Source organism: Aliivibrio friggae (genome assembly GCF_057368515.1).
On the sequence record NZ_CM170648.1, the window covers coordinates 84,042 to 101,584 of the forward strand.

General features: G+C 40.3%; 15 protein-coding genes. 7 read left to right on the plus strand and 8 right to left on the minus strand.

Annotated features, from left to right (window positions below; genetic code table 11):
- Positions 1-80: 80 nt before the first annotated feature.
- A complete protein-coding gene (gene hemN, locus AC2INI_RS00355) occupies positions 81-1,454 on the plus strand; it encodes an oxygen-independent coproporphyrinogen III oxidase (protein WP_122033375.1) in 1,374 nt (457 codons plus the stop codon).
- A 214-nt stretch (positions 1,455-1,668) separates the two neighbouring features.
- Here hemN and asnC read toward each other — a convergent pair whose 3' ends face one another.
- Complete coding sequence (gene asnC / locus AC2INI_RS00360; protein WP_122033374.1) at positions 1,669-2,130, minus strand: transcriptional regulator AsnC; 462 nt, start codon at positions 2,128-2,130, stop codon at positions 1,669-1,671.
- Positions 2,131-2,283: 153 nt separating this feature from the next.
- On the opposite strand from asnC, the gene AC2INI_RS00365 reads away from it, so the two are divergent.
- Positions 2,284-3,060 (plus strand): class I SAM-dependent methyltransferase, encoded by a 777-nt coding sequence (locus AC2INI_RS00365; protein WP_486305069.1) that lies wholly within the window; start codon positions 2,284-2,286, stop codon positions 3,058-3,060.
- A gap of 66 nt (positions 3,061-3,126) precedes the next feature.
- Here AC2INI_RS00365 and AC2INI_RS00370 read toward each other — a convergent pair whose 3' ends face one another.
- Positions 3,127-3,555, minus strand: a complete 429-nt coding sequence (locus tag AC2INI_RS00370; protein ID WP_122033372.1) for a universal stress protein — start codon at positions 3,553-3,555, stop codon at positions 3,127-3,129.
- 182 nt (positions 3,556-3,737) lie between these two features.
- Between AC2INI_RS00370 and ftnA the strand changes: the two genes are divergently transcribed.
- From ftnA to AC2INI_RS00390, 4 genes are all read left to right on the plus strand, one after another.
- On the plus strand, positions 3,738-4,265 hold the full coding sequence (gene ftnA / locus AC2INI_RS00375) for a non-heme ferritin (RefSeq protein WP_122033371.1): 528 nt from the start codon (positions 3,738-3,740) through the stop codon (positions 4,263-4,265).
- 94 nt (positions 4,266-4,359) lie between these two features.
- A complete protein-coding gene (uspB, locus tag AC2INI_RS00380; protein ID WP_122033370.1) occupies positions 4,360-4,698 on the plus strand; it encodes a universal stress protein UspB in 339 nt (112 codons plus the stop codon).
- A gap of 48 nt (positions 4,699-4,746) precedes the next feature.
- Positions 4,747-5,931, plus strand: a complete 1,185-nt coding sequence (locus tag AC2INI_RS00385; RefSeq protein WP_486305070.1) for a BaiN/RdsA family NAD(P)/FAD-dependent oxidoreductase — start codon at positions 4,747-4,749, stop codon at positions 5,929-5,931.
- A 30-nt stretch (positions 5,932-5,961) separates the two neighbouring features.
- The gene (locus AC2INI_RS00390; protein ID WP_122033368.1) at positions 5,962-8,448 is read left to right on the plus strand and encodes a bifunctional diguanylate cyclase/phosphodiesterase; all 2,487 of its coding nucleotides are present in this window, start codon (positions 5,962-5,964) and stop codon (positions 8,446-8,448) included.
- Here AC2INI_RS00390 and AC2INI_RS00395 read toward each other — a convergent pair.
- Positions 8,412-9,035: a tRNA-uridine aminocarboxypropyltransferase gene (locus AC2INI_RS00395; RefSeq protein WP_486305071.1), complete on the minus strand. Its 624-nt coding sequence runs from the start codon at positions 9,033-9,035 to the stop codon at positions 8,412-8,414. The two genes, AC2INI_RS00390 and AC2INI_RS00395, sit on opposite strands and share 37 nt — an antisense overlap.
- Positions 9,036-9,037: 2 nt before the next feature.
- Entirely contained in the window at positions 9,038-10,081 is a 1,044-nt protein-coding gene (locus AC2INI_RS00400; RefSeq protein ID WP_486305072.1) for a COG3650 family protein, read from the minus strand.
- A 146-nt stretch (positions 10,082-10,227) separates the two neighbouring features.
- Between AC2INI_RS00400 and AC2INI_RS00405 the strand changes: the two genes are divergently transcribed.
- Entirely contained in the window at positions 10,228-10,863 is a 636-nt protein-coding gene (locus AC2INI_RS00405) for a bifunctional 4-hydroxy-2-oxoglutarate aldolase/2-dehydro-3-deoxy-phosphogluconate aldolase (RefSeq protein ID WP_486305073.1), read from the plus strand.
- A gap of 153 nt (positions 10,864-11,016) precedes the next feature.
- Here the strand turns inward: AC2INI_RS00405 and add are convergent, their stop codons facing one another.
- The 4 genes from add to glnL form a co-directional block, all read right to left on the minus strand.
- Entirely contained in the window at positions 11,017-12,018 is a 1,002-nt protein-coding gene (gene add / locus AC2INI_RS00410) for an adenosine deaminase (RefSeq protein WP_122033364.1), read from the minus strand.
- Positions 12,019-12,151: 133 nt separating this feature from the next.
- Positions 12,152-14,704 carry a phosphodiesterase GepA gene (gene gepA, locus AC2INI_RS00415; protein WP_486305074.1) on the minus strand — a complete coding sequence of 851 codons (2,553 nt, stop codon included), beginning with the start codon at positions 14,702-14,704 and terminating at the stop codon, positions 12,152-12,154.
- 206 nt (positions 14,705-14,910) lie between these two features.
- Positions 14,911-16,314 (minus strand): nitrogen regulation protein NR(I), encoded by a 1,404-nt coding sequence (gene glnG, locus AC2INI_RS00420; protein WP_122033362.1) that lies wholly within the window; start codon positions 16,312-16,314, stop codon positions 14,911-14,913.
- Positions 16,315-16,369: 55 nt separating this feature from the next.
- Positions 16,370-17,413: a nitrogen regulation protein NR(II) gene (gene glnL / locus AC2INI_RS00425; protein ID WP_486305075.1), complete on the minus strand. Its 1,044-nt coding sequence runs from the start codon at positions 17,411-17,413 to the stop codon at positions 16,370-16,372.
- Positions 17,414-17,543 lie beyond the last annotated feature (130 nt).

Genomic DNA, 17,543 nt, shown 5'->3' on the forward strand with positions numbered 1-17,543 from the left:
GAAGTCATCGGCTTTGTGAAGCAAATGCTTTATGATGCAGGAATAGTGTCAATGCAGATATAAAGAGATGGAAGTTAGTCATGTCAAATCAACAAATAGTATGGGACCAAGAGATCATTGAGAAGTATAACTACTCAGGTCCACGTTACACCTCTTACCCAACCGCTTTAGAGTTTCACGAAGCTTATACTCCTGCTGAATTCGATATGGCGTGTACTCAGTACCCTGAACGCCCATTGTCTCTTTATATTCATATCCCATTCTGTCACAAGCTATGTTACTTCTGTGGCTGTAATAAAGTGATCACTCGTCATCACCATAAAGCGGATATTTATTTAGATTCACTAGAACTAGAAATCCGTCAGCGTGCAGCACTGTTTACTGAACGTAAAGTAACGCAATTGCATTTTGGTGGTGGTACTCCAACCTTCCTAACTAAAATTCAGTTTACTCGCTTAATGAATTTATTACGTGGTGAGTTTAACTTTGAAGAAGGCGCAGAGATCAGCATTGAAGTTGACCCGCGTGAAATTGAATTGGATATGCTTGATCATCTACGTGATGAAGGCTTCAACCGTCTAAGCATTGGTGTACAAGACTTCAATAAAGAAGTTCAGCACTTGGTTAACCGCGATCAAGATGAAGATTTTATTATCTCTATGGTACAACGAGCAAAAGACTTAGGTTTCCGCTCAACCAATCTTGATTTGATTTACGGTTTACCAAAGCAATCAGCAGAATCTTTAGCATTAACGATCAAGCGTGTACTAGAAATGGAACCGGGTCGTTTGTCTGTATTTAACTATGCACACATGCCAACGCTGTTTGCTGCGCAACGTAAAATCAAAGATGCTGACTTACCAGCACCTGCTGAAAAATTAGTGATGCTGCAAGAAACCATCGAAAACCTAACTGGTGCAGGCTACCAGTTTATCGGTATGGATCACTTTGCACTGCCTGATGATGAACTAGCAGTTGCACAGCGTGAAGGCATTCTTCACCGTAACTTCCAAGGTTACACCACTCAAGGTGAGTGTGATTTATTGGGGATGGGCGTATCAGCTATCTCAATGATTGGCGACAGCTACGCGCAGAACAAAAAAGACTTAAAAGAATATTACGCTCAGGTTGACGAAAAACGTCACGCTCTGTGGCGTGGTGTTGCGCTAGACCAAGATGATTTAATTCGTCGTGAAGTGATTAAACAGCTTATCTGTAATTTCACACTGGATACTAAAGCGATTGAAGCGGAGTTTAATTTAGACTTTGATAAGTACTTCGCGGAAGACATTAAGCTTCTACAAACGTTTATTAATGATGAGTTAGTAACGATGCACGAAGGGCGTATTGATGTTGAACTGCGTGGTCGTTTATTGATCCGTAATATCTGTATGTGTTTTGATAAGTACTTACGAGATCGTGCGCGTCAGCAGCAGTTTTCTAGAGTGATCTAGGGACGAGTAAGAGCGTTGTTGTTTGTCTAAAAATTTGAAGCCGTAGGTGTTGATGCACCTGCGGTTTTTTTTGGAAGCTAGAAACGATACGCTGTGCTAACTAGAGGCTATAAAAGCCAGTACGGTTGATGTGAATCGCATTTATTACATCGTTAGGGCTTTTGTTTTTATAGTTTCTAGAGCGAAGCGTTTTAGTCAGCGCAGTGTATAGTCTTTACGGCTTCACATTCCTACTGATCGGATTCTGCAACGAGATCAGCGTCTCAGTCGACTGCACTTCCTCAATCGCTTGCAGCTTATCAATCAACACATGCTGTAGCTCTTGAATACTCTTACACATCAATTTTACAAAGATATTGTAAGCGCCAGTGGTGTAATAGGCCTCAACTACTTCTTCTAATGCATCTAATTTAGCAAGTGCTGAGTGGTAATCACGAGCGGCGTATAAATTAATCCCAATAAAACAGCAGACGTCATAACCTAATGTTTTTGGGTTAACGATCACCTCAGTCCCTTCAATGATATTAGCCGCTTTCATTTTCTCGATGCGTACATGGATGGTTGCAGGGCTGACATCAAAGCGCTTCGCTAATTCAGCATAAGGGGTGCGGGCATCATTCATCAGCGCTTGTAAAATATCACGGTCGAGATCATCGATTTTGTTGGTTTGATTCATGAAGCGTCCTTAGCTGATGGGAATTTATATCGTCCAGTCTTTAAATTACCTCAAGATCCCCAGGACAGCGAGCACTTTATCTAGTCGTTTTTATTAATATCTATTACCATAGGCGCTTGCTGTTCCTAATTGATTAAGCCGATGGAGTGCCCTGTGCAAATAGCGTTATTGTGTGAAGACCCAAATCGTCAACCTGAGTTAGAGGCTATTGCCACTCGCTGGGGATTAACGCATGACCAAGATAATGTTTTTGCTTTGGTATTAACCACAGAGCAGCTGGAACTTCATAAGCGTGATGAACCTAAACTAGGCGCAATCTTTGTTGACTTGGTTTCAGGTGCTGTTGCTCATCGCCGTAAATTTGGTGGTGGTAAAGGACAATCTATTGCTAAAGCGGTTGGTTTAAACAAAGGGGCAACGCCAGTTGTGCTTGATGGTACGGCAGGGCTTGGACGTGATGCGTTTGTATTAGCATCGTTAGGTTGTAAAGTTCAAATGGTAGAGCGTCATCCAGTGGTTGCAGCCTTACTTGATGATGGCTTAGCGCGTGCCAAACAAGATACAGAAATCGGTACGTGGGTTTCAGAGCGAATGTCTTTACTTCACGCTTCAAGTCATGATGCGTTAGAGCAATTAATGGCGCAAGAAAGCTTTCAACAGCCTGATGTGGTTTATCTCGACCCTATGTACCCACACCCAGAGAATAAAAAGAAAAGCGCATTAGTGAAAAAAGAGATGCGTGTTTTTCAATCTTTAGTTGGCGCAGATAACGATGCCGATGCATTGTTAGCACCGGCATTAATCATGGCAAAGAAACGTGTTGTGGTAAAACGTCCAGATTACGCAGAGTGGCTGGATAACCAAAAACCATCAATGGCGATTGAGACGAAAAAGAACCGCTTTGATGTCTATGTGAATGCGGCCATGTAATGTAGCCGCACCGTGCTTGTTAAATATGTCTGCTTATAAATATATCAGCTCATAACTAGCTAAGCTTTATTCGTCTTTAAATGGCACCACTAGTACATCAATAGGACAGGTGTTGATCACTTGTCTGGTTGATGACAGCAATTTACTCCAGAAATCTTGATGATGGCCACAAACCACAAGGTCGACATCAAGGTTTTCTATCGCCTCACACAGCTCATTACTCAAATCACCACTACTTACTAATGTTTTATGGATTGGGTACTCTGCAAACTCCACCAAGTGCTTCATGGCTTCTTTTGAGGCTTCCATCGCCTGATGTTGTGTTTCTGCAAGATTGATATCAATTAAGCCCGTGTAAAGCTCAGCGTAGCTTACATCGATATGAATAAAAGAAACCTTAGCATCCAGAGCCTTTGCTAGCCCTGCGGCTTTGGTAACCAAAGATTTACTCTCTTCTGTTAAATCGACAGCGACAAGAATATGTTGGTAACTCATGATGTTTCTCCTATAAATTCAATATTGAATCTCTTTATAAAGATAGATTATCACCAGTACTTTTATTTTTTTGTTGCCTAGATCTCGTTCTTGTTGCAGATGATTGAATAAGTATTTGTAGAACGAGATATGATAGAATTGTTGTAATTTCTAATGATAATTGCTCATAAAGGAACATAAATATGTTAGCTAAAACGATGGTTGATCATCTAAATGCACAAATTAACCTAGAATTTTTCTCATCTAATCTATACTTACAGATGAGTGCTTGGTGTGAAGACAAAGGTTTTGATGGCGCAGCGTCATTTTTCCGAGCTCACGCAACCGAAGAAATGGAGCATATGCAGCGTTTATTTACTTATGTAAGTGAAACTGGCGCGATGCCAATCTTAGGTGCGATTGAAGCCCCACAATCAGAGTTTTCTGGCTTAGGCGATGTATTTCGTACCACATTGGAACATGAGCAAATGATCACGCAAGAGATCAATAAACTGGCTCATGTGGCGTTTACTGCACAAGACTACTCAACGTTTAATTTCCTTCAGTGGTATGTGGCTGAGCAGCATGAAGAAGAGAAATTATTCAAAGGTATTTTAGATAAAATTGACCTAGTAGGTGAAGACGGTAAAGCATTGTTCTTTATCGATAAAGATTTAGCAGTATTAGCAAAATCTGGTTCTACATCTATTATGGATAGCACTGCTGGATAAGTATCAATCTTTGCAATGTAGACGTCTACAGATAATGTAAGTACATCAAGGGTCGTTACTTATTAAGCACATAGACAAGTATGTCGAGGTGATTATGATAAGTGGCGACCTTATATTATTAGCGTTATTTTCAGTAACGGGTATCAACATTATTCGTTATTTGAGCACATTAAAAACCCTTCTTTTTGTGATGAAAGAAGCGCACCCTTTACTTTATCAGCAAGTAGATGGTCGTGGATTCTTCACTACCCACGGTAACATTGGTAAGCAAACCAAACTGTTTCAATATCTATGGCAAGAAGAGTATCTAGATCATTACGACACACTCTTTGTCTTTAAATGCGAAAAAGCCCGTTATTTATTTATGCTCTCTAGTGCGTTATTACTAGTGAGTGTGGCTGTGTTTTTCTTAGTAATTAGTTTGGGCATCTAGCGCTGATAATAGTACACTCCCTGCCAATTGAATTTGGGTGAGAGTGTCATGAAAAAAGTAGACGTAGTAGTTATCGGTGCAGGTGCTGCCGGATTAATGTGTGCAGCAGAAGCCGGTAAACGAGGCCGTAGTGTATTAGTGGTTGATCATGCTAAGAAGCCAGGAAGAAAAATCCTGATCTCTGGTGGTGGTCGCTGTAATTTCACCAACTACGATGTTACTGCCCATAACTATGTGTGTAAAAACCCTCACTTCGTAAAATCAGCATTATCCCAATACACCAATTGGGATTTCATTTCATTGATTTCCAAATATGGAATTGAGTTTGAAGAGCGAGATCATGGTCAACTGTTCTGTGTTGATTCTGCCAAAGAGATCGTCGATATGCTGCTTAAAGAATGTGAATTAGCAGGGGTTAATTACCGTTATCGTTGTGCTATCTCAGATATTGCCAAGCAAGAATCTGGTTTTTCTCTTAAGTTAGATACAGACACTATTGAGTGTGAATCCCTAGTTGTCGCAACGGGGGGCTTGTCTATGCCTAAATTAGGCGCGACGCCATTTGGCTACCAGTTAGCTGAGCAATTTGACCTCTCTATGGTTCCAACATCAGCTGGTCTTGTGCCTTTCACCTTGCATAAAGAAGATAAAGAAGCGTTTTCTGAGCTTTCAGGTATTGCGATCCCTGTGGTTGTTGAATCAGAAAGTGGTGATAACTTTAAAGAGAATTTATTGTTCACACATCGCGGTTTATCAGGCCCTTCTATCCTACAAATTTCATCATATTGGAACGCAGGTCAAAAAGTAATGATAGATCTATTACCTAATGACGACTTATCTGAAGAATTAGATAAGATGCGTGAATGCCATCCAAATCAAAGTGTTAAGAACTCACTTGCGAAGTTTTTACCTAAGAGAGTGGTAGAGACCTTATTAAATAATACGATTTTTCATGATCGGTCTCTAAAACAAGTCAACCATAAAGAGCAAGAACAATTATGCTCTTTGATTCACCAATGGAAAATATTACCTAATGGTACGGAAGGCTACCGTACGGCAGAAGTAACTTTGGGTGGGGTTCATACTGATGAACTTTCTTCTAAAACGATGGAATGCAAGAAAGTATCAGGGTTATATTTTGTCGGCGAAGTCATGGATGTTAGTGGTTGGTTAGGTGGATATAACTTCCAGTGGGCATGGTCAAGCGGCTATGTAGCAGGAATAAATGTGTAAATATTATAATTAATAAAGGCTAAATAGATAATGAAAACTCTTTCGTTAAGTGTACAAGATGTTGTTCAATTACAAGAAGAGTGTGATTCATTAATCGTCCAACAAAGCCCCTCGTGTTTGATACAGATTTTCTCATCTCAATCAAAAGAGTGCGTTCGTAGTTACTATTCATTACTAAAAAAACGTTTTCCAAATGCTGAGATCATTGGTCTCAGCGTTATTCATGCTAGTGTTAATTCTTCTATTTATACCCAATCTACAGTTATCTCCATCTCGACATTTGAATCGACAGGTATTACTTCAGCAGCGGTATTTCATTCAAGAAATGAAAAAGACGTCGGTCATCAGTTACTCAGAAAACTCTCGATGAATCAAACGTCAAAAAGTGTTATCGCATTTGGTTGCTATGGTTCAGCCAGTAATTACCCTCTCTTTGAAGCATTTTCTGAATACTCTAATGCGGTTCCGGTCTCTGGTGGTGTTGCTGCAGATGCAGGCAATGGACGATGGGTTTTTCTGGATGGTGAGTTTTATCAGGATCATCTTGTTGCTATTGCCTTACATAGTGAAGTGCTACAAGTATGGTATGAAGCCTTTGTTGAGTGGAACCCAGTAGGTAAACACTTTCGAATCACCTCATCTGAAGGGCGAATGGTTCAAACTATTGATCACATTCCGGCTTATGAGTTTTATTGTAAATACTTAGCGGACAATAAAAAACTCTCACTGAGTCAGATCCAAGCCTTTCCTTTGATGATTGAAGAGGAAACGGCGCGACTGATTAATACGGTTGAATCGATAACCAAAGAAGGATACTTACAGTTTGCCTCTGAGGTTGCTATTGGTGATGAGGTTCGTTTTTCTTACAGTCATCCATCGTTGACGCAAGAAAAAGTAAATCAAGGTGTGGTGGCACTAGCAGAGAAACACCCTGAGTCTATTTTTATTTATAATTGTGAGTCTCGGATTGAGAATAGCTCTGAATCAACAGAACTTCACAGCTTTTCTGATATCGGTATATGCCAAGGTATGTATGGTATGGGAGAGTTTTTCCGTGCGAATAAACAACAAATTCTGCATCATAGCTTAACGTATTTGGCTCTAAGAGAATCAGAGGAGATCTTTGTTGAGCCTTCTATTTCGCATACACCAAGAACGCACAACTTAACGCCGTTATTTTCATTAATTAAAAACTCATTGTGTGAGCTCGATAAAATGACTTCTCAAATGGAGCAAAAGATCAGTGAGCAGTCGATGAGATTGATTCAAACTTATCGTACAGATAGGCGCACAGGATTACTTAATCGTACTGTGCTAAAAGAACGTCTTTCTCATATATCGCATACTGATCATTTATTATCATTTAAGCTTACCAATTTAAGCCAAGTAAATGAAAAATATGGTTATCAGGTTGGAGATAAACTGCTTCAAGATATTAGTGTTTATATCGAGACTCATTTGAGTGACAAGCTCTCTACTGAAACAGAGTTATATAGTATTGGCGTTGCAGAGTGGGGCATTCTTTTTAACAGCGAAAAGAACAGTGAATATCTGCGTAAACATATCACCGATTTTATTGAAGACTTAGAGCACGAAAATTTTGAACCTTACGGGTTGAGTGATGTTGACTATCTGAGTGTCGCTGTCTCTGGTGGAATTATCAGTCGTCGAGATTTTACTCACGTCGCAGTAGAAGATTTAATTTTAAAAACGGTTGAAGCTCGTCGAATTGCTATGCGTCGAAATCGTCATCTGTGTAATGCGCGTGATTTATTAAATGAGGAGCGCTTACGTCAAAGCCAACTGGATTGGCTAACTTGTGTTAATCGAGCTATTTCTCAGAAAGGCGTATTGGTATATGGCCAACCTATTTATGAAGCAAAGACTCATAAAATGGTTTCAACTGAATGTTTAATGCGTATTCGAGAAGATGGTCAGATTTTTTCCCCAGGACAGTTTTTACCTGCGGTGGAAGGGACTCATCTTTATACTCGATTAAGCCGTGAAATGATCTCTCGCTCGTTTGAAATAATGCAAACTAATGATCTAAAGTTCTCTATTAACCTCTCACCGCAAGACTTAATGAGTGATAGGACGCTAGATCTATTGGAGACATCGATTTTACGTCTTGATAATCCATTTAGGGTTGGGTTTGAAGTGCTTGAAACAGAGCAGATCCAAGATTATGGGCATATGATTGAAATATGTAACCACTTTAGACGTCTTGGGGCACGTATCATTATTGATGATTTTGGGTCTGGTTACTCGAATATTGATGAAATTATGAAGTTAGAACCTCAAGTCATTAAACTTGATGGGTCGATCATCAAAAATGTTCATCAAGACAGACGTCAACGCCTCATATCACAACAAATGGTACAGCTTTGCCATGCTCTTGATGCCAAAGTGGTTGCTGAGTTTGTACACAATCAAGAGGTGTGCTCAATTGTTGAAGACATGGGCGTTGATTACCTACAAGGTTATTTCTTAGGGGCACCTAAAGCGCTAGAGCCATAAGTATGACCACTACGTTCTGCCTGAAATACCGTTAAAAAGTGATCATAATAGTCCGAAAGAGCCTGGGCATTCCTCAGCTCTTTTGTCATTTCTAATACCTCAATTCCCGCTTCACAAGTACACAGATTTCCTTGGCTTTGATTCCGACGTAAATGATAGCGAGACGCTTCTGTTGGGGTTAATTCAAGACAAGGAAGCGCTTTTAACCAAGGACTTTTGTTAACCATTTTCTTTGCTTCTTGCCATGTCGAATCCAACAAAATAAAGAGCTGCTTTTTGTTTGGATCCTTACATTCAAGATATTCTGAACTCAGGGTTGGCGAATCACTTGGAAACAGCAACCATGTTTCAGTGTCTTCTTGATTTATGTGGTTAATTAGATCTTCTGGCGGTACTTTTCTTTGCCATAAATAGCTTTTGGTTTTAGGTAGGCCATTTAGTAATAACTTACCGGTGTTGGTTAACTTATCTAGTTCGTTTTCATGATAAAGCAAAGCAAATTCAATATTGGAGTCTAAGTGTGGCTGATGATCGCAAATACAGTTATGTACAAAACCACAGGTAGAGCATGAGTTGGTGACAGCCATTATTATTGACCTTGTATCGTGCTGGTTGAATTTACGTTGTCGATTGAATAAAGGGTTAACCCAGATTTAATTGGGAAAACCACACCATTTACTCGTTCTTTATCGGCAGATATTTGGGTACCATTTTTGGTAAAGACACGTTCAGAAATCATGTATTGGCGCTGATGACGGCTTATGAGGACATGAAGTTTATTGTCCTTAGTTGCTTGCCATACACCGGTTTCAACTAATTGAGGTTCATCTGTATTGTAGTCATAAGTAGTGACTGCTGAATGGTCAGGATTTAAGGTTAAACCAATGGTTAATCCTGAATCCCCAATCGTGCTTGTTCCCTGATAAGCTTCTACCCAATTGAGTGTTGTATCTTTTGCGGCTAGCGTAGCGCAACCTTGGTATTTCTTACCGTCAATATCGACTTCTGAATTCCACCCGTAAATGGACTCTACCATGCTGTCTTTGCAGATCCCTTTAGTCATGGTTAAAGAGAAGTCACGACTTTGATAAACACGCTTATTTATCTCAAGTTTTTGTTCTGTAATGGCTTGTTGTTGCTTTGGTTTTCCCATTACAGAGAAAACGAGTTCACCGTTAACTACCTGTAAATTCCAAAATGGTTCAGTACCAAAAGCCTTAGTAGGTTGAACATTTCGTTGACAAGATGCCCCTTCGCCAGCGACTAGGGTATTTATTTGAGAGACAACAAATCGGGCAGGGTAATCATTGGCAAAACCGCCTTTTGGTGGCGCCTCAAAATGGCCGATTAATTCACCATACATAGGCTGATAAGGGGATGATTGTATATCAGTACCCGCTTGCCATTGCGTAGGAGATAGGTTTATCCAATATTGTTGATCGCTATTACAAGGCTGAATGCTTTGAGATTCATGCCCAATAATGACAGTGCCACGCAGCATGAAAGTATGCGGTGTTTTTACATCATGTAATTGGTTAGCCTCAGAAGAGTTCCCTGATGTTTTTATTGATGATTGTTGGCTACACCCAGCGATAAATAATAAAGCGCCTAAAGCCAGTAGTGATCTTTTCATCCTATTTCTCTGCATGGTCAGTGTGAATACTAGTATGCCATAGGACAGTAAAAATGAGTGGGAATTCACCTTTGTCAGAGCTATTGGGTGTAATTTAGCGTAAAATAGTAGGGTTATTTAAATGAATAAAGAGAGCTAAGAGAAATATGAGTTGGAACCTTTCGCCTTCAGACGTATTTAGTGCATCACCTGTTGTCCCTGTTATGGTTATTGAACAGTTGGAAGATGCAGTACCAATGGCTCAAGCATTAGCAGCTGGTGGGATTAATGTATTTGAAATAACGCTACGAACAGCGGTTGCTTTAGAAGCAATTACGGCGATTCGTAAAGCGATGCCAAAAGCATTAGTTGGTGCAGGCACCGTGATCAGTACTCAACAGTACGATCAAGCGGTTGAAGCTGGTGCTCAATTTATTATTTCACCAGGATTTACACCAAGCTTATTAGCCCATGCAAAAACGGCGGATGTTCCATTGATCCCAGGTGTTGCAACCCCATCAGAAGTTATTCGTGCGATTGAGCTTGGTTATGCACACTTAAAATTCTTCCCAGCAAGTGCGTTTGGTGGCCCATCGGTATTAAAAGCAATGGCGGCGCCGTTACCACAAGTTCAATTTTGCCCAACGGGTGGCATTAATCCACAGAATGTAAATGACTACACAGCATTAGATTGTGTGGCGACTGTAGGTGGTTCTTGGATGTTACCGAAAGACGCTATTGCTGCAAAAGATTGGGCTAAAGTGACAAGACTTGCGAAAGAAGCGGTTGAGTTGATTAAGTAAGAATTGAAAGACTAGAAGCTATACGCTTCGCTAGCTAGAGACTATAAGAGCAAAAGCAAAAGCAAAAGATAGGATTCAGGGCTCAGGCTTCAGGAAGAGCAAAAGCAAGTACTCCTGAAACCTGTAAGCGTAGCGCCCTGAAACCTGCTTTAATTAGCGCTTAGCTGCCACATCACGCAATGCTTGTTTCTCTGCATCACTTAGGAAAGCCAGATCCAAACCATTAATTTGAATTTGACGAAGTTGTTCCTGAGTTAGGCCAACTTTTGGTGCAGCAACTTCATATTCATGAGGAAGCTCAATCCCTTCAACTGCAGGATCATCTGTATTTAGACAAACCTTAACACCGTGATCAAGGAAAGTTTTGATAGGGTGAGATTCGAACGAAGCAACCGTACTTGTTTGAATGTTAGACGTTAAACATGACTCAATACCAATGTTGTTTTTCGCTAAAAACTCCATCAGTTTAGGATCTTCAACAGCCTTAACACCGTGACCAATACGTACCGCACCAAGCTCATTAATTGCTTGCCACATGCTTTCTGCACCAGCTGCTTCACCTGCGTGTACTGTCACTCGAAGGCCTGCATCACGAACTTGGTTAAAGTGGCTCACAAAACGATCGCCAGGTTGCCCTAGTTCATCACCCGCTAAGTCGATTGCAACCAGTTTATTCTTTTGAGTTAGAAGGCCATCTAGTTCTTGCTGACAAGCGTCTTGACCAAAAGTACGACTCATAATACCAATTAGATTGGCTTTCACACCAAAATCTTTACAGCCTGCTTCAACGCCATCCACTACCGCTTCAACAACGCCAGCAATTGGTAAATTATGCTTCATTGCCATGTAGTATGGAGAGAAACGTAATTCTGCGTAATCAATTTGTGCGTTCATTGCATCTTGTACGTTTTCATAAGCAACACGACGACATGCGTCTAGATCACCAAGAACCGCCACACCCCAATCAAGCTTAGATAGAAAGGCAACAAGACTTGGCTCTGCTTCTACGATTTGGACATGAGGGCGCAGTGCTTCAAGATCATAAGCAGGTAATTTAAGACCAAATTTTTGACCTAAATCTAAGATTGTTTCAATTCGAATGTTGCCATCAAGGTGACGATGTAAATCCGTAAGAGGGAGTGTTTTAGTTATCATTATTAACTGTTCCTACAAAAAAGACGTGAATGCGTGTATATATTAAGACTGAGTATAGAGAGTCATGCTTATTATGTCAGTAGCCGATCGGCCAAAAACAGCGCAATATTGGTGATTGCGCTGTGATGTTAACTTATTCTGTTGGCCAGTCAGATAATGGTAGTGGACGACTATAAAGGAATCCTTGTGCATGGTCGTAATTTAATCGGGTTAATAGCTCTGCTTGTTCTTGAGTCTCAATGCCCTCAGCAACAAGAGTTATTTTAAAGCCTTTTGTCATGTTATAAACTGCCGCCGCTATTGAGGAATCAAGATTATCTTCTGTGAGGTCTTTGATAAATGAGCGATCTACTTTTAGTACGTCAAAAGGTAATTTATGAATGTACGCCAGTGAAGAATAGCCAGTACCAAAATCATCAATGGCAATTTGAATGCCTAAATCACGAATACGTTGCATCGTATCTGTGGTGTTCGTATCGTGATTAACGAGACGAGACTCTGTGATTTCTAACGTTAAGTTTTGTGGTGGCATTGCTGTTTGTTGCAGTATTAATTCCAGATCTTCTAAGAAGTTATCTTGCGTTAATTGACAGACAGATAGATTGACGTGCATATGGAAATCGTGTGGCCACAAGCCTTGATTAATACGTTCTACTGTATCAAGACATGCTTGAGTGAGGATCTGAGCTCCAATAGGAACAATCATGCCATTATCTTCAGCAAGAGGGATGAACTCTAACGGTGATACCATTCCTCTACGTGGATTGAACCAACGAATAAGTGCTTCAGCACCAATTATATTCCCTGTTTTTACATCAATGATGGGTTGGTAAAATGGCACCATTTCATTGTTTTCAATCGCTGAGGCCAACTCGGCGGTTATAGTGGCTTTATGTAGTGAAGCTTCCGCCATCTCAGGGGTGTATAAAGAAATGTTAATGTTATTCTTTTTAGCCTGACCAAGTGCAATGCTGGCGTTTCTAAGCCATAACGTCATAGAGTCACAATGTAAATCACCGTGTACTAAACCAATAGAGATCGAAATCAAGGTCGGGTTAGTGCTTATTTGAAATGGAGTCATAAAGCAGGAATGAACATCTAGAGCATACTGTTGCAGTTGGTTAATACCTTTTATATCAGCAAAGAAAAGCCCAAATTCATCCCCACCTACACGGCCAATCGCAATATTCTTGTTAGTAAAGCTGGCTTGTAAGCGTTCAGTGATACGTTTTAATAGCTGGTCGCCTTCTAAGATGCCCAAGCTGTCGTTAATATCTCGAAAGTTATTAATACCAATAAGGATAAGCCCTTGCTCATTGTCTTGCTGTTTATCTAGCATAGTTCGGCTATGCTCAATGAGGCCTTGTCGGCTTAATACCTGAGTTAATGAATCAAAGGTGATTTGTTGGCGCATGGCTTCAAACGAAGATTGCAGCTTTTGAGTCATGTCATTAAAGGCGTTCATTAACATCGTGGTTTCATAGATGCTGCCTTTGGCTTCAACATTATTATCCCAATTACCACTGGCAATGTTACGAGCAGCATTGGCGGTAGTAAAAATAGGTTTAGTGACTTGAGTGATTGAGTACACACCGACAATTAGCCCCACTAACGCCAGTAAAATACCAAAGAAAAGCCCTTTACGTTGCTCTTGTTGTAATTGACCAAGTAAATCACTTTCTGAAATTGCAATGACGATATACCAATCAAGGCCATTACTGTCTCGATAAGGTGTAATTTGGCTGAAGTAGCGTTCGCCGTTATGAGGGAAACAAAACACTTCTGCCTTGTTACGATTCATTAGCTGATTTTCTTTAATGTATTCGGCACTTTTCTGAATCGCAATATCAGAGCTTTCAATTGCTAATAACCGAGATCCTACTGGACTACTTGGTGAGCCAAGAGAGATTATGCTACCGATATTAGAATGAGCAATTAAGCGCTGCTCATTATCGATAAGATAAATCGAGCCTTTTGTCAGTTGAGTCTCTTTATTTAAAAAGGCATTAAATGAGTCTAACTTTACATCTGCGGCAAAGACGCCAATAAAATCATCATCATAAAAAACAGGATGCATGGTGGAGATTGTGATCTCTTTGCGTTCATCAGCATTGGTGTAAATTTTTGACCATGAGGGCGTTAAGGTGTCAGCCGCAGGGATATACCAAGGCCTTTGTCGAGGATCATAATTATATACAGTGGTTCGAATATCATCAGAGATTTTATTACCACGATAGATAATGAGATCATCTCCTGTGCGCTTATCTTGAAGCATAAGAGAGAGCGCGCGATTACTTTCTCGACGAAAACCAACATACTCTTTTTGTTCACCACCGAAAGATAAAACATCCATCTGTTCTAAATCTTTATATAACCCTAAAAAACTGTGTTCTAAGTAGGATTGCATTTCTTTGGTATCGTTTGGTTGATACATTTGGTAGCGCTGAATTTGGTCAACGATATTCTGAACGGCGATAAAAGGGGCTTTTAAGAAAATATTTAGATCGGCGTGCGTGTTTTGCGTATAAGAGGTAAGTATTTTACCACTGACATCATCAACTAATTTCTCATAGCTATTATTTTGGGTATAGAAAACCACGCTTAGTGTTAACAGCAATACCGTAATGAAAGGCAACATCACAGCGGATCTTAAAGAAAACTGCTTTTTGGTGGTCGTATTATTCATAAAGCTCTTTTTATACAATATCGTTCTGTTTAGCATTATAGCGGATTAATCTGCCTAAAATGCAGTTATTTTATCTGTATACTGTTTAAGCTATACAGATAAGATAGCGACGATATTGGTAAAAACTGAAGCTTTATTGTCTTTTAAATGATGAAAGTAGTTTGTTAGATTGTATATTTTCTTCTTAACTTACTGTTTAAAAAGTGCTATTCAAATTCTTTTAATTTTCGAGTTAATGTATTTCTGCCCCAGCCTAATAGCTTAGCGGCATCCTGTTTATGGCCATGAGTATGGTTAAGTGCTTTCTCTAATAAAATACGTTCAACATTAGGGATGACTTTATTTAGGATATTAGCTTCCCCTTGATGCAGTTGTTGTTCTACCCAATCGCTCAGTTGAGATTGCCAGTCTGTATTATCATGAGTGCTAATGCTGATCGGTGAGTTAAATAACTCTTGAGGTAAATCAGAAACGAGAACTTCTTGGCTGCTTGCCATGACGGTTAGCCAACGACAGGTATTTTCTAACTGCCTTACATTTCCGGGCCATGCACATTGGCTTAATGCTTTACTCGCTTCATTACTCAGTGTTTTACACTCTATTCCTAATTCTTTAGAGGCCAAGTGTAAAAAATGCTCTGTTAATTTTTGAATGTCTTCTCGGCGCTCTCGAAGTGCTGGGATATGAACACGAATGACATTGAGGCGGTGAAATAAATCTTCACGAAATCCACCATCTGCGACCAATTTTTCCAAGTCTTGATGAGTTGCGGCGATGATTCGAACATCGACTTGTACTGGTGAGTGCCCGCCAACGCGATAAAACTGACCATCAGCCAATACTCTTAATAGGCGTGTTTGGATATCGAGTGGCATATCACCGATTTCATCTAAAAATAAGGTTCCACCATTGGCTTGTTCAAAGCGACCTTTACGAACTGCATTTGCACCAGTAAATGCGCCTTTTTCGTGGCCAAACAATTCAGACTCAATCAGATCTTTTGGGATCGCCGCCATGTTTAAAGCAATGAACTCATTGTTAGCGCGCGGGCTATGACGATGAAGCGCGTGAGCAACGAGTTCTTTACCCGTTCCTGATTCACCATTGATTAAGACTGAAATTGAAGAGCGAGAAAGGCGTCCAATGGCTCGAAATACCTCCTGCATTGCAGGAGCTTCACCGATAATTTCTGGAACATGATGCTCTTTGACTGGCTTGTTACTGTTTTGCTTTTTCTGTTCTTGACTGTGAGCAAGTGCGCGTTCAACCAAAGTAAGAGCTTCATCAATATCAAAAGGTTTTGGTAAATACTCAAAAGCCCCTTTTTTATAAGCACTAACAGCGGCGTCTAAATCTGAATGGGCAGTCATGATAATAACGGGCAGGTCAGGGTAGTTTTCCTGCACGTGATTAAGTAGTGATAAGCCATCCATTCCCGGCATACGAATATCAGATATAATCACATCTGGTACGTTTCGCTCTAGTGCTTGGAGTACACTTTCAGCATCGCCGAAGCTTTCACACATCATGTTGGTGCTGGTGAGTGTCTTTTCTAATACCCAGCGAATAGAGCTGTCATCATCAACAACCCAAATAAATCCTTTACTCATGATTTGTCTCCGTTATCCACTGATACATTTGTATTTGTTGTGGTCATTATTTTTATTATTTAAGTGGAAGGTAAATGGTAAATACGGTTTTTCCAGGCCAACTTGTCACATCGATTTTTCCATGATGTTGGTCGATGAGGTTTTGGGAAATTGAGAGTCCAAGCCCTGTTCCTCCTTCTCGAGCACTCACCATTGGATAAAATAGTGTGTCTTGAATATGACTGGGGATGCCAGGACCATTATCAATAATGTTTATTTTGGCGGCAAGTCGGTGGCGTTGGCCATAAATATTGGTTTGATAGTCAGTACGAGTTCGTAGGGTAATCACACCATCAGGCTGATCTTTTAAAATTTCAGCGGCATTACTGACGATATTTAAAATTGATTGTTCTATCTGTTCGGCATCCATATCAAAGTCAGGCAGACTAGGATCGTAATCACGAACAATACGCACTGGGTAACTTGAATTTAATTCAATGAGTTGGCGTACTTTTTCGATTACAGCATGTAGGTTTTCAGGCTTCTTTTGGCCTAGCTTTTGCGGGCCTAATAAACGGTCGACTAAGTTACGAAGTCGGTCAGCTTGCTCAATGATAATTTGAGTGTATTCATGTAATTCTGGGTTGGGCAGCATTCGCTCTAGTAACTGAGCTGCGCCACGTAGACCACCTAATGGATTTTTAATTTCATGCGCCAAGCTTCGAACTAAGACTTTGGCTGCTTGTTGTTGGGCATGTTGGTTGATTTCTTGTGATAAACGACGTTGCTGTTCTATTTGGCGGATCTCAATCAATAAATAGAGGCTTTTCTTTATCTCAATTGGACTTGATGTCACTTCAATGTACAGCGGACGATCTTCAATCATGATACGAACATCACTGTCAGTCACGCTCTGGCCTGTATTCAAAGGCTGCATTAATGTGGATAGGTCTAATTGAGAATGATGAAATAACTCATCGAAGCTGTGTTGGGCCATGCGTTGAGCGCTTTGAGAGAAAAGCTGTTCAGCCGCGGGATTGGCATAATGAATATTACGCTGATCATCAAGCAGTAAAATTGCAGTGACTTGGTGTTCGAGTAGTTGGGTTGAAAAATCCATAGTGAGCGCCATTATCCTTATAACAAAAATCCTTTGCACCATTGTAGTGCATCATACCTTGCTTTTCATACGGGAACTATGTCAATTCCTTTACCGCTTTTTTCTAATATAAAAAAGGCCCGCTTAATTA

Coding starts and splice junctions, on each gene's coding strand:
- gepA (WP_486305074.1), bottom strand. CDS start 14,704: ATGAATAATACGACCACCAAAAAGCAGTTTTCTTTAAGATCCGCTGTG.
- asnC (WP_122033374.1), bottom strand. CDS start 2,130: ATGAATCAAACCAACAAAATCGATGATCTCGACCGTGATATTTTACAA.
- glnL (WP_486305075.1), bottom strand. CDS start 17,413: ATGGATTTTTCAACCCAACTACTCGAACACCAAGTCACTGCAATTTTA.
- AC2INI_RS00400 (WP_486305072.1), bottom strand. CDS start 10,081: ATGAAAAGATCACTACTGGCTTTAGGCGCTTTATTATTTATCGCTGGG.
- uspB (WP_122033370.1), top strand. CDS start 4,360: ATGATAAGTGGCGACCTTATATTATTAGCGTTATTTTCAGTAACGGGT.
- glnG (WP_122033362.1), bottom strand. CDS start 16,314: ATGAGTAAAGGATTTATTTGGGTTGTTGATGATGACAGCTCTATTCGC.
- hemN (WP_122033375.1), top strand. CDS start 81: ATGTCAAATCAACAAATAGTATGGGACCAAGAGATCATTGAGAAGTAT.
- AC2INI_RS00395 (WP_486305071.1), bottom strand. CDS start 9,035: ATGGCTGTCACCAACTCATGCTCTACCTGTGGTTTTGTACATAACTGT.
- ftnA (WP_122033371.1), top strand. CDS start 3,738: ATGTTAGCTAAAACGATGGTTGATCATCTAAATGCACAAATTAACCTA.
- AC2INI_RS00390 (WP_122033368.1), top strand. CDS start 5,962: ATGAAAACTCTTTCGTTAAGTGTACAAGATGTTGTTCAATTACAAGAA.
- add (WP_122033364.1), bottom strand. CDS start 12,018: ATGATAACTAAAACACTCCCTCTTACGGATTTACATCGTCACCTTGAT.
- AC2INI_RS00370 (WP_122033372.1), bottom strand. CDS start 3,555: ATGAGTTACCAACATATTCTTGTCGCTGTCGATTTAACAGAAGAGAGT.
- AC2INI_RS00385 (WP_486305070.1), top strand. CDS start 4,747: ATGAAAAAAGTAGACGTAGTAGTTATCGGTGCAGGTGCTGCCGGATTA.
- AC2INI_RS00405 (WP_486305073.1), top strand. CDS start 10,228: ATGAGTTGGAACCTTTCGCCTTCAGACGTATTTAGTGCATCACCTGTT.